14 protein-coding genes are annotated in these 13,231 nt (G+C 25.5%); all 14 read left to right on the top strand.

Annotated features, from left to right (window positions below; genetic code table 11):
* The first annotated feature begins 32 nt into the window (after positions 1-32).
* Positions 33-578, top strand: coding sequence for an SRPBCC family protein (locus tag IPP08_02545; protein QQS67072.1), 546 nt, complete (start codon positions 33-35; stop codon positions 576-578).
* A gap of 23 nt (positions 579-601) precedes the next feature.
* The gene (locus IPP08_02540; GenBank protein ID QQS67071.1) at positions 602-1,033 is read left to right on the top strand and encodes a VOC family protein; all 432 of its coding nucleotides are present in this window, start codon (positions 602-604) and stop codon (positions 1,031-1,033) included.
* Between the two features lie 722 nt (positions 1,034-1,755).
* On the top strand, positions 1,756-3,153 hold the full coding sequence (locus IPP08_02535) for an alpha/beta fold hydrolase (GenBank protein QQS67070.1): 1,398 nt from the start codon (positions 1,756-1,758) through the stop codon (positions 3,151-3,153).
* Between the two features lie 537 nt (positions 3,154-3,690).
* A complete protein-coding gene (locus IPP08_02530; protein ID QQS67069.1) occupies positions 3,691-4,068 on the top strand; it encodes a hypothetical protein in 378 nt (125 codons plus the stop codon).
* Positions 4,069-4,591: 523 nt separating this feature from the next.
* Entirely contained in the window at positions 4,592-5,236 is a 645-nt protein-coding gene (locus IPP08_02525) for a hypothetical protein (protein QQS67068.1), read from the top strand.
* A gap of 236 nt (positions 5,237-5,472) precedes the next feature.
* A complete protein-coding gene (locus IPP08_02520) occupies positions 5,473-6,210 on the top strand; it encodes a two-component sensor histidine kinase (protein ID QQS67816.1) in 738 nt (245 codons plus the stop codon).
* Between the two features lie 21 nt (positions 6,211-6,231).
* Positions 6,232-6,609 carry a response regulator gene (locus IPP08_02515; GenBank protein QQS67067.1) on the top strand — a complete coding sequence of 126 codons (378 nt, stop codon included), beginning with the start codon at positions 6,232-6,234 and terminating at the stop codon, positions 6,607-6,609.
* A complete protein-coding gene (locus IPP08_02510; protein QQS67066.1) occupies positions 6,606-7,646 on the top strand; it encodes a response regulator in 1,041 nt (346 codons plus the stop codon). The genes IPP08_02515 and IPP08_02510 overlap by 4 nt, the downstream gene beginning before the upstream one ends.
* Before the next feature lie 92 nt (positions 7,647-7,738).
* The gene (locus IPP08_02505; GenBank protein QQS67065.1) at positions 7,739-8,215 is read left to right on the top strand and encodes a hypothetical protein; all 477 of its coding nucleotides are present in this window, start codon (positions 7,739-7,741) and stop codon (positions 8,213-8,215) included.
* A gap of 4 nt (positions 8,216-8,219) precedes the next feature.
* Entirely contained in the window at positions 8,220-9,626 is a 1,407-nt protein-coding gene (locus IPP08_02500) for a T9SS type A sorting domain-containing protein (protein QQS67064.1), read from the top strand.
* 132 nt (positions 9,627-9,758) lie between these two features.
* On the top strand, positions 9,759-11,081 hold the full coding sequence (locus IPP08_02495) for a serine hydrolase (GenBank protein ID QQS67063.1): 1,323 nt from the start codon (positions 9,759-9,761) through the stop codon (positions 11,079-11,081).
* A gap of 189 nt (positions 11,082-11,270) precedes the next feature.
* Complete coding sequence (locus IPP08_02490) at positions 11,271-11,852, top strand: hypothetical protein (protein ID QQS67062.1); 582 nt, start codon at positions 11,271-11,273, stop codon at positions 11,850-11,852.
* Between the two features lie 72 nt (positions 11,853-11,924).
* Complete coding sequence (locus IPP08_02485; protein QQS67061.1) at positions 11,925-12,620, top strand: SDR family NAD(P)-dependent oxidoreductase; 696 nt, start codon at positions 11,925-11,927, stop codon at positions 12,618-12,620.
* 89 nt (positions 12,621-12,709) lie between these two features.
* Complete coding sequence (locus IPP08_02480; GenBank protein ID QQS67060.1) at positions 12,710-13,198, top strand: lipocalin family protein; 489 nt, start codon at positions 12,710-12,712, stop codon at positions 13,196-13,198.
* The last annotated feature ends 33 nt before the right edge of the window (positions 13,199-13,231 follow it).

Genomic DNA, 13,231 nt, shown 5'->3' with positions numbered 1-13,231 from the left:
AAATATTTATAAATTATTTTTCTAAAATTAAAATGAAAATTTTAAAGCGACTTCTAATAGCAATATTAGGTATCATAGCATTATTTTTAATTATAGCCATATTCGTTAAAAAGGAATATGTAGTTAAAAGAGATATTGTAATCAACAAACCAAAACAAGATGTTTTTAATTATATAAAATTTTTAAAAAATCAGAATGAATATAGTAAATGGTCAAAGATGGATGCTAATATGAAAAAAGAATTTAAAGGAACAGATGCAACTATTGGATTTATTTCTTCATGGGATAGTGAAAATAAAGATGTAGGAAAAGGTGAACAAGAAATTGTAAAAATAACTGAAGGCTCTAGAGTTGATTATGAAATTAGATTTAAAATTCCATTTGAATCAACAAGTAATGCTTACATGTCAACAGAAGAAAATGGACCCAATCAAACTAAAGTAACATGGGAGTTTAATGGGAAAATGAATTACCCAATGAACTTAATGTTGTTATTCATGGATATGGATAAAGAGATTGGAAGTGATTTGAATATAGGGCTAAATAATTTAAAAGGCATACAAGAAAATTATAATTAAAAAATTAATATTAAAATTATTTTATGGCATCAATTAATCCTTACATAACATTTAATGGAAATTGTGAAGAGGCTTTCAATTTCTATAAATCGGTATTCGGTGTTGAATTTCAATTTGTTGGTAGATATGAAAATATGCCACCAGAATACAATTTTCCAGAAAGTGAAAAAAACAAGATCATGCACATTTCATTACCAATAAACAATTCCACAATTTTATTTGGTGCTGATTCATCAAATTCATTTGGTGGTGATATGAAATTTGGTAATAATATTGCAATTACAATTAACACTGAATCAGAAGAAGAAGCTAATAAATTGTTTAATTCTCTTTCAATTGGAGGTATTATTACAATGCCAATTGATAAAACATTTTGGGGAGCATTGTTTGGAATGTTTACAGATAAATTTGGTATTAATTGGATGGTAAATTATGATTACCCTCAGTCTGAATAAATTAAGTTTGGTAACAATAGTGATATTAATCAACTAAAATAAAGAATTCATCCTATAATAAATACTAATTACCTTTTATATAGTGATGGTTATAATTCTACAATTGCTTCTCAAATAATTAGTTAAGATTTAATAGACAAAGCTATTATTTTATGCACTTTTTTTTTGAAATTGAAGTTATTAAACTACCAATTGTTCGTGAAATAATGTGATTAATTAGAATTCATTATTCAAGAAGCAAAGCAAGGTTAACATTTGATGGCGAGATTATTTAATTTTAAAATCAAATCTTATTGGAAATAATTTGTATTCAAAGTCAGAATTTGAATTAGAAAATATTCATATTTATTAGAACTTGGATAATGTGTATATAAAAATTATTGTATATACTTTAAATAAATTATATACAATTAGTTATCTAAATTAATTACAAAAGAATTTAGATATATTTTTGATAAAACGTATTTATAATACAATTATCAATTCTCACAATTATATAAATATTTTGTTTTCCAATCCTAAATTTTATTTGAGATTTATAAATAATTTTTCAAAGAGTAATTTGCAATATTATTTAGACAAAAATTGTGGATAGTACTTCTTAAAAAGTATGAATTGTTTTCTAAAATTTCAAGTCTCAAATTCTAAAACAAATATTATTTCATTAAATTTTAACATCATTTTTTAAATTAATCTCCTTTATTTTTATTATCTAAATCAATATGAAATTCTTTGCAATAATAATTATTACTCTTTTACTAACCCAAATATCATTCAGTCAAGATATAACTGGCTCTTGGAATGGTATATTAAAAGTCCAAAATATTCAACTTAGAATTGTATTTAACATTGTAAAAACTGATTCAAGTTATATGTCAACCATGGATAGCCCAGATCAAGGTGCAAAAGATATTAAAGTAGATTTTACCTTATTTGAAAATTCGATTTTAAAACTTGAAATTAAGGATGCAAAAATTAAGTTTAATGGAGAACTTAAAGATAAAATTATTGTTGGTAAATTCAATCAAGGTGGCCAAGTATTTGATTTAAATTTATCAAAAGAAATTATTGAAAAAGACAAAGTTTCCAGACCACAAGAACCATTAAAACCATACCCTTATAAAAGTGAAGATGTAACTTTTAATAATAAAAAAGCAAACATTAAATTAGCTGGAACATTTACTTTCCCGAGTTTTGGAGAAGAATTTCCAGTAGTTGTTTTGATATCTGGAAGTGGACCTCAAAATAGAGATGAAGAGCTTTTGAGCCATAAACCTTTTCTTGTTATTTCAGATTTTTTATCCAGAAATGGTATAGCAGTATTAAGGTATGACGACAGAGGAACTTATGGTTCAGAAGGAGACTTTAGTAAAGCAACTTCATTAGATTTTGCCTCTGATGTTGAATCTGCAGTAGAATTTTTGAAAACTAGAAAAGAAGTTGATATAAAAAAAATTGGATTAATTGGTCATAGTGAAGGTGGAATTATTGCACCAATGGTAGCATCTAAATCTAAAGATATCAGATTCATTATTTTGCTTTCTGGCACTGGTGTTTCAGGTGATAAATTATTGTTAACTCAGCAGGAGTTAATTAGTAAAGCTTCTGGAGTTCCAGAATCTGAAATTATAAAATCTAATGCTATAAACAAAATAGTTTTTACTATGATTGTTAAGTCTAACAATATTATTAAATTGAAAACTGATTTAAATAATTATTTGATTAATGAGTTAAAAAAATTAAACCAAATAGATAGTTCAAATGAAGCTACTCAAAAAGAATTAATTGCAAATCAAGTTAAACAAATTACAACTCCTTGGATGATGTTTTTTTTAAAATATGATCCAGCAAAAGCTTTAGAAAAGACTAATTGCGCGGTATTAGCTTTAAATGGGAGTAATGACTTACAAGTATCTCCAAAACAAAATTTAGTTGCAATTTCAAATTCTTTAAAAAAAGGTGGTAATAATAATTTCACAATTAAAGAACTACCAAAATTAAACCACTTGTTTCAAGAAAGTAAAACTGGTTCCCCAACAGAGTATTCTACAATTGAACAAACCTTTTCACCAATTGCATTAGAGGAAATTTTATCTTGGATAAAAACTCAAGTCAAATAGAATAATTGATTTGTAATATGATAATTTTACTATCGATTATTTTAATAATCATAATTGAAAAAAGTTGTTAATATTATTTATTTAAAAAAACAGATTTTTTAATTTAAAAAATATTTTAAGAATTTAAAATTATTTAACAATTATTAGTTTTTACTTAAATTTTCAATTATTAATTCAATCAAATAGTTATATTCGATGCCATTCAAAGGTATTTTCTATAAATTCTTAAATTATTTCATTGATATGAAATTTGTTTAGCATGGAATTATCGAAATTTGTGGAACTGCATTACTCACCTCAATTGCTTATATAATACATGTTTAAGACAAGTCTAATAACTTATTTTAATAGATGATTGTAGAACTGTAAATTGGAATTACTCTAAAAGTATAATTAATGAATTTCAATATTTTATGACAAAGAAAATTATAAAACGCAATCTATTATTTAAATAATGTATATCAATAAAAATTTAGAACTTTAAATTTGATTTTAATTATCAATAATATTTTTAACTTTTAATCTTAAATATTTAACATGCCACCAATTGTAATTGATTTATTGTTTTTTGTTGCTGGAGCAATTTTTGTAGCAGTAATTTGTTTTATAAAAAAAAATCATGAGAGTAAAATTACTCATCCATCGAATCAAAGTGAATTTATATCATGGCAAGAAGCTCAAAATTTGATGAACGATTATTCGAAACATCCTATCTATTGTAAAGATGAATCTGGAACAATTGTACCTTTAAAAGGGTTTATGCTTGAGTCAAATGATATTAATGAAATAATTAATTTTAATAGAAATATTCAACCTGGTGAAATTGTTTCTCAAGTAATGATTTCATTTGGATCAGTTGGTAGTTTTGAAAAAACTATTCCAGGAAATGAAGTTCTATTGTTTATCCAAATCTGAAAGTTATAATAAATGGTGTCAAAAAAGTTGGGGAAGAATATATTCTATTAATTCCGACTAACGTATCAGATTTTTCAGATTCTGATAAAAGCTCTATATGTGATCATGCTTCACCTTGTCCTCCAAATTGCCCTAAGCCTCCAATTATAACTACTACCCCACCAGTTAATTTAGTTCCTTAGTGGAAATTATATTTATTTTGATAATTTTAGAAATAACATCAAACAAAGTTTAAAACAATAATATGTAATTTTATTGTCATTTTTTAATTTTAGATTTTTACATTATCAAAAGTTAATTTATTAGTTGAATTTGACTTTACTTTTTCATAGATTTTTAAGTCCAAAATAAATGTTAAAATAAAATTAATTTATACTTATCACATTAACATTGTGATAAGTATAAATTTTATTTTAAAGAACTTATTATATTTAATAACTGATTCTTTATTTTTAATAAATATTACTTTAAAATTTTATAATAATAGTTGAATTTAAATTTCTACAATATATTTTATTACAGTTTGCTGTTATTATCATTAATAGTCAGTGTAAAATTTTTCATTAAAATTGAACAACCATATAAGTGGATTGGGATTTTAATTTTGCAAGGTGTGATAAGTGAATTAATAGCACATATAGTTCCTTATATATTTATTTATTTTAACATGGAACGTACTAATAGTATAGTTTACCATATATCAACACCAATTGAATTTATAATTTATGCAATAATTTTTAGTAATTTTTTCAATAGTAAATCCTGGGACAAGATATTATTTATCATGGTAATTCTATTGCTATTAACTGAAGTTGTAAATACAATTTATATTCAACCGTTAAATGTTTCAAACACAAATATTTTCATTTTAGAAAGTTTATTTTTAGTATTTCTTTCATTAGTCCATTTTTTGAAAATTAGAGAAAACACAAGTTACTCTAACATATTTAAAGAAGGTGTATTTTGGTTCAATAGTGCAGTATTGTTTTATTATTCAATAAACATTTTAATATGGGGTTTCCATAGTATTAAAGTATATCAGCTAAAGAACCCACCTTTAATAATATATGATATATTGTATATAATAAGTGGTTTATTGTACTTAACTTATGGGGTATCAATTTTTTTAAATTCAATTTCAAATAGAAATAAATTAGAATTATCTTGAATGAAGTATCACAAATAAACTCAAATGATGTAACTGTTTTTTTTATAGCAGGATTGATTGTATTATCACTTTTGTTTGGGTTTATATTGTATTTTATTTTTTCTTACCGACACAAACAGAAAGATTATAATTTATTACGGACTCAGAAATTTGAAATTGATACTCAAAAACAAGAACTTGAAGTATTAATCAATGAGTTAAAATCAACTCAAGCCCAACTAATTCAATCCGAGAAAATGGCTTCACTTGGTGAGCTAACTGCTGGAATAGCTCACGAAATTCAGAATCCATTAAACTTTGTGAATAATTTTTCTGAAGTTAATTCTGAACTTATCTCTGAAATGATTGAGGAAATTAGCAATGAAAATTATGTTGAAGTAATTTCATTAGCAAATGATATTAAGTTAAATGAAGAAAAAATTACTCATCACGGAAAAAGAGCAGATGCAATTGTAAAGGGTATGCTCCTACACAGCAGAAGTAGTAATTCAATAAAAGAACTTACGGATATTAATGCATTAGTTGATGAATATGTTAGGCTTTGTTATCATGGTTTAAGAGCTAAAGACAAATCTTTCAATTCTAAATTGATTACTGAATTTGATAAAAGTATAGGTAAGTTGAATATAGTACCTCAAGATATTGGAAGAGTTATTTTGAATATCCTTACTAACGCATTTTATGCTGTCAATGAAAAAAAATTATCTTCAGTTGTTGATTACGAACCTACAGTTTATGTTAGTACAAAAAATATAGGGTCGAATATTGAGATTAGAATTAAAGATAATGGGAATGGAATTGAACAAAATATTATTGATAAAATTTTTCAACCATTTTTCACAACAAAACCTACTGGTCAAGGTACAGGTCTTGGTTTATCATTAAGTTATGATATAATAAAAAAGAGCCATGGTGGTGAATTAAAAGTTGATACAAAAATTGGTGAGTATTCTGAGTTTATAATTAAACTGTAAAAACACATTCAAATTTACTTTATGAAGATATTAGTTATTGATGATGAAGTTGATATTCAATATCTCTTTGAACAAAAATTCAGAAAAGAGATTCGTAATAATGAAGTTGAATTTGTATTTGCATTTACTGCTGAAGATGCTGTAAAATATATGGATATTCACAATCATGAAGTGATATTGATTTTAACAGATATTAATATGCCAGGAATGAGTGGTTTGGAACTTTTGAAGTACTTTAAGAAACATTACATAGATCCTTCACCAAAAGTAATTTTAATAACTGCTTATAGTGATGATGAAAATTATAATTTGGCAATGAAACATGGGGCAGAAGATTTTCTGACAAAGCCTATTGATTTTAATCATTTAAAAAAGAAATTAAAAACAATTTTTATATGACAAAAATATTAGTTGTTGATGATGAAACTGATTTAGAAATTCTGATTAAACACAAATTTCGTCAACAAATTCGAGATCAAAAATATGTATTTATTTTTTCAATAAATGGTAAAGATGCTTTATTGAAATTAAAAGAAAACTCAGATATTAATATTATTTTGAGTGATATTAATATGCCCGAAATGGATGGATTGACACTGCTATCAAAGATCAATGATTCATATCCATTAATAAAAACTATTATGGTTTCTGCCTATGGAGATATGGAAAATATTAGAACATCTATGAACAGGGGAGCATTTGATTTTGTAGTTAAACCAGTAAACTTTGAAGATTTGGATCTTACAATTGAAAAAACTATAACACAAATAGAGCAGATGAAATCTACTATACAGGCAATCAAAGAAAATAATATTCTGAAAATGTATGTAGATGAAAGTGTTATAAATTTTATGGGTAGCCATGAATTTGAAGCATCGATGTTAGTAAATGAAACTGTTGAGGCAACTATTGCATTTATAGATATTTGTAGATTTACTTCAATAAGTGAAAAAGAAACTCCAGATATTGTTGTTAACTTACTTAATACTTATTTCGATATAATGGTTAAGGAGATTATTTTACAAAATGGTTTGATTGACAAATTTATTGGAGATTGTGTAATGGCAGTGTTTAAAGGATCTTACCATTTAGATAGAGCCATTGAGGCTTGCTTATCTATCCGAAAAAAAATTGATGAACTTCCAGATTTCATTGGAAAAAATGTATATAAACCAAAAGTTTCAATTGGAATAAATAGTGGCGAAGTAGTTTCTGGGAACATTGGTTCTTTAACTTTAAAAAGACTAGATTATACTGTTATTGGAGATACTGTAAACGTAGCAGCAAGGTTGCAATCTCTTTCTGGTGTGAATCAAATTTTAATAACTGGTGATTGTTATGAAGTTGTAAAAGATTCTTTTGTTTGTAAAAAAACAGATGAATTGATTTTAAGAAATAGAGAAGTGCATGTTATTAGTTATGAAGTTTTAAGTTAATTTATGTTAGATTAATAGAATATTTTATAATTATTAAATTAATAATCTTCTGAAATAAAGACTAAATTAACATGACATCATTTATAAATTTTTTGAAATATATTATACTATTTACTTTCATAATTGTTGTTTTTTCCTGTGGAACAAGCAATCAAACAATTATAGAGAAGCCAGTTCCAAAATACAATAATCCAAACTTAATTTTATTTTTAGTTTTAAGAATTAGTAATGATTCAATAAATAATAAAAACATTATTGAGGTAGTTAGTCATTCAAAAAGCTCTGGCAAATTCAAACCAAATACAGATTCAAATCCTGAATATGAGAATGATTTAAGTTTTGAACTTTTTGATCAAGGAAAATTAATCAGTTCAACTATTATTGAACATCCACTATTTAAAACTGTTGAGTTTACTGATGAACTTAATAATCTTACTAAAAAAATTGTAAAACTTAATAAAAAGGAATTTTTTGTTAGACTTCAAATGACAAACGATTCGAATAATGTAAGGATATTTGAAAAATTAAAAAATGGTTCTAAAACAGAGTTAAACAATGTAAAATTATAATCTTATGAAAAAATTAATTTATGCTTTTGTTGCTTTTATTTTCACAATTAATTTTAGTAAATCACAATTATTAAAAGTTGATACTATAAGTTTTAAAGGAGATGTAAATAAGTATATTAACTTTGTTATTATGGGGGATGGTTATACTTTAACTGAACAAGATAAATTTGTGTCAGACGCAAGGAAATTAACAGATTATTTATTTACTCAATCGCCTTGGTTGAATTACAAAAACTATTTCAACGTTTTTGCTATCAGGGTTGTATCTGCTCAATCAGGAACTAAACATCCAAATACAGCTAATGATTGCAGCACTGATCCAGTACCTGTTTCAAATCCTAATACTTACTTCGGTTGTTCTTTTGATGCATATGGTATTCATAGATTAGTTGTTGCCGAAAAAGCATCAAACATTGCAAATGTGCTTTTAAATAATTTTCCAAATTATGATCAAGCTTTTATAATTGCTAACTCAATTTATTATGGTGGAAGTGGAGGCGATTTTGCAACTTCAACAATTCAATCAAATAGCAATGAAATAAGTGCTCACGAACTAGGGCATTCATTTGCAAAGTTAATAGATGAATATTATGCTGGAGATGTATATTCTCAAGAAGGAATTAACATGACCAAACAAACTGACCCTTCACTTGTAAAATGGAAAAACTGGATGGGTGTTGATGAAATTGGTATTTATCAACATTGCTGTGGAGGGCAATCAAATTTATGGTACAGACCACATAATGACTGCAAGATGAGATATTTAAACAGACCATATTGTAATGTTTGCAGAGAAGGTTTGATTGAAAAAATACATTCATTAACTAATCCAATTGTTAGTTATTCACCAACAACTCTTGAAGTAAATTCTAATAATAAAATTTTATTATTTAGATTAAAAGAAATTATGTACCCAGTCCCAAATACTTTAAATATAAAATGGGAATTAGATGGAATTAACATTTTAAATAATGTGGATTCTGTAAATATAGATCCAAATAATTTATCTAATTCCAAACATTTACTCACCGCAACTGTTACAGATACTTCAGATATGATTAGAATAAATAATCATTCAACAAAACATTTTAACCTAGTAACCTGGACAATTGATAAAACCTCAAATACAGGAGTTAAGTTGATTAGTGAAGATAATAAGTTATCGTTTTCATTATATCCAAACCCGTCTAGCAAAATTTTAAACATTAATATTTCAACTGAAAAAAAATTAAATGCTTCATTTAAAATAGTTTCAATTGATGGTAAAGTAATTCAAGAAATCTCTAATGAAATTATTATTGATGGGAATTATACTAAAGATATAATAATTGGGAATCTAACTTCTGGAACTTACATTTTAGTAGCAAATTTAAATGGAGTTAATTATTCACATTTATTTGTAAAAGAATAATAAAGATTGATAAAGGAGTTTAATTTATACAAAAGTATTTCTTTTCAATTGAAAATTATTGGAACCATTTTGTGTTGGTTACACTGATCCATAAAAATTTTAATCTAATTAACAAGTTTACTATTTCCATTAATGAAATATATTTTTAGATATTTATTAACTCTTTTTACTGCAATAACATTTTTTGTAAATGTTTACAATGTAAAATCGCAAGGATTATATTTTCCACCTGTTAACCCAAATGCTAACTGGGATACAATTTCTCCATCAACCTTAGGTTGGTGTGTAAATGAAATCATACCTTTATATAATTTTTTAGAACAAGAAAATACAAAAGGATTTATCGTTTTAATTGATGGTAAAATTGTTATCGAAAAATATTTTGGCACTTTTACAAAGGATAGTGTTTGGTATTGGGCATCAGCGGGTAAAACATTAACTTCTTTTCTAATAGGTCAAGCTCAAGAATCAGGTTACTTATCTATCAATGACGTTTCATCAAAATTTCTTGGTAAACATTGGACAACTTGTACTGATGAGCAAGAGAATAAAATTACAATAAGAAATCAGTTAACAATGACTACTGGTTTGAATGATGGTGTTTCTGATAACCATTGTTTAGTGGACTCTTGTTTGAATTACATTGCAGATGCTGGTACAAGATGGGCATATCACAATGCTCCTTATACTTTGCTAGAAAAAGTATTAACAAATGCAACAGGACAAAATATAAATTTATTCACTGCAAATAAGTTAAAAAATTTAACTGGAATTTCAGGAAGTTGGTTTACAATTGATTATGATAATGTATTTTTTAGTAAAGCAAGAAGTATGGCAAGATTCGGTTTGCTAATTCAAAACAAAGGTATTTGGAATAATGATACACTTTTAAAAGATAAAGATTACTTTAATCAAATGGTGAATCCTTCTCAAACTTTAAATAACTCTTATGGATATTTGTGGTGGTTAAATGGAAAAAATAATTATATGCTTCCAACATCTCAGATTATATTTCCAGGTTCTTTAGCTCCTTTTGCACCGCAAGATATGATTGCTGCACTCGGTAAGAATGGGCAGATTTTAAGTATCTCTCCAAGTAAAAGAATCTTATTTGTTAGAATTGGTAATCAATCAGATAATGCTGAAGTCACAACGATTTTATGCAATAAAATTTGGCAAAAATTAAACGCTGTTATTTGTTCATCTAATTCGATTGAAGAATTTGAGAATAATTCTGAACTTTATATTCTTCAAAATTCTAGTAGATCTTATATTAAAATTGAATCACCAAATAATAATTTAATTGATATTTTGGACATCTCAGGTAAGTTAATTGTAAGTACCTATGTTTTAAAAGGTACAAATTCAATTGATATTTCTAAGTTTCAATCAGGAGTTTATTTTTTGAAATTTAGAAATAATGAAGGATTTAAAGTGTTGAAATTTGTAAAATAAATTAGTTAATCTTTGCGTTACACCAATTATTTTATTTTTAGTGTTTTTATTTGAATATACCAATGAAAGGAGTGGATGTAATTTTTATTTAAGACTTTGTATTATAGTTAATTAGATTAATATTACAATTTTATATTTTATGAGTAGTATATGGTTTACAAAAAATTTAAATATAAATGCTTCTCAATATTGATCTTATCAATTTATCTAATTATTTCAATTCATATTTATAATAAAGTATTTGCTGATACTAGTTTTAAATTAAAAACAAAAGAAAATTCTGAGATTCTTGTTAAAAATGAAATTGATACGAATTGTACAAAAGGAAAAGCTGAACCAATAATTTCAAATAAAAAAATTCTAAATTCAACTTTCAAATTACAATCAGATAGTATAACTGGAATTGAAACTTTATACTTTCCAAACAACGAAATAGTAATTATCAAAAACTGGGGTTGTGAATATTATAACTTAACTTTTAATTTTCAGACTAAGAGATTTAATAAAAACATAACTGACCTAAAATATTGGTATAAGAAATCATACATTCTTTTAAATGAAGTTTCAAAATTTATCAACCCACCTATAAATATTAAAGAAGGTATTCAATCCCTAAAATCCTATAAATCTAAAAGTAAGAAAATAATATTATCGAAAAAATTAGTTTATGGAAATGGTGAAATTCCAACTTTAGTTTCTGTTGATAGCATTTCTAAACGACCGAATAATTTTGTTAATATTCAAATTACATTCTCATACGGACCATTATAATATTTTAGAGTAAAATATTTGCTCATTTTTATCAATCATGATCTTTATTAAAAGTTATTTACAAATCTAATTATGAAGAAAAATGTATTAATCACTGGATCAAACAAAGGAATTGGATATGAAACAGCTCGTCAACTTGGATTGTTAGGTTTTAAAATTTTTATTTCAGGAAGAAATGAAAACTCATTAAATGAAGCTTGTACTAATTTAGCTAATTTAGGAATAGATGTATCAAAATTATTAATAGATGTAAGTGATTTACAAAGTATTTATAAAGCAGAAGAAAAATTTTCTAAATTAGGATTTAAGATTGATGTTTTAATTAATAATGCAGCAATACTTATTAAAGAAGATAATAGCATATTTAATATGAATACTAACTTGATAGAAGAAACAATTCAGACAAATTGTTATGGACCAATTAATGTTACTCGAACTTTTCTAAAACACCTAAATCCTTTTTGTAAAGTTATTAATGTATCGAGTGGGGGTGGATCTATGACAGATGAAATTGGTGGATGGTCTCCATTTTACTGTGTTTCTAAATCATTATTAAATTCAATTACACGTCAGATGGCATATGAACTTAAAGAGAAAGACATTTCAGTAAATGGAGTTTGTCCTAGTTGGGTTAAAACTGACATGGGTGGTCAGTTTGCTACAAGAATGGTAAGTGAAGGTTCAGAAACAATTGTTTGGTTAGCAAATGAAGCACCAAATGAACTAACTGGTAAATTTTTTAGAGATAAAATCCAAATACCTTGGTAATTTTAACTTTTGATTTTTGATTTTTTTTATTAGGTAATAAATAGTTAAATTGAAAAATTATGTTAGTAAAAATCACTTTAATACTTATAATGTTATTTTGTATCAATTCTTGTTCTGAAACACAATATATGGAGACAGTTCCCTATGTTGATTTGAATAAATTTATTGGTAAATGGTATGAGATAGCATCTTATCCTCAGAGCTTTCAAAAGGGTTGCCACTGTACAACTGCAGAATATACATTAAGCAAAGATGATTATATAATAGTTGAAAATAGGTGCAACAAAGATAGTATTAATGGTGAATTATCTTATATAAAAGGGAAAGCATTTATTGAGGAAAATTCTGGAAACTCAAAATTAAAAGTACAATTTTTCTGGCCTTTTCGAGGTAAATACTGGATAATTGAATTAGCTGAAGATTACAGTTATGTTGTTGTAAGCAACCCAAATAAAAAGTATTTGTGGATACTTTCAAGAACACCAAAAATGGATGAACAGATTTATCAAGGAATACTTGATAAATTAAAATTGAAACAATTTGATTTATCAATTCTAAAAATGACACCCCAATTTTAAAGTATAATATGTTTTCTATTGAAAATTTGATTT

This window comes from Chlorobiota bacterium (assembly GCA_016700335.1).
Lineage (GTDB): Bacteria > Bacteroidota > Ignavibacteria > OLB7 > OLB7.
The sequence above is the reverse complement of the archived record's forward strand: the minus strand, read 5'-3'. Positions and strand labels throughout refer to the sequence as shown.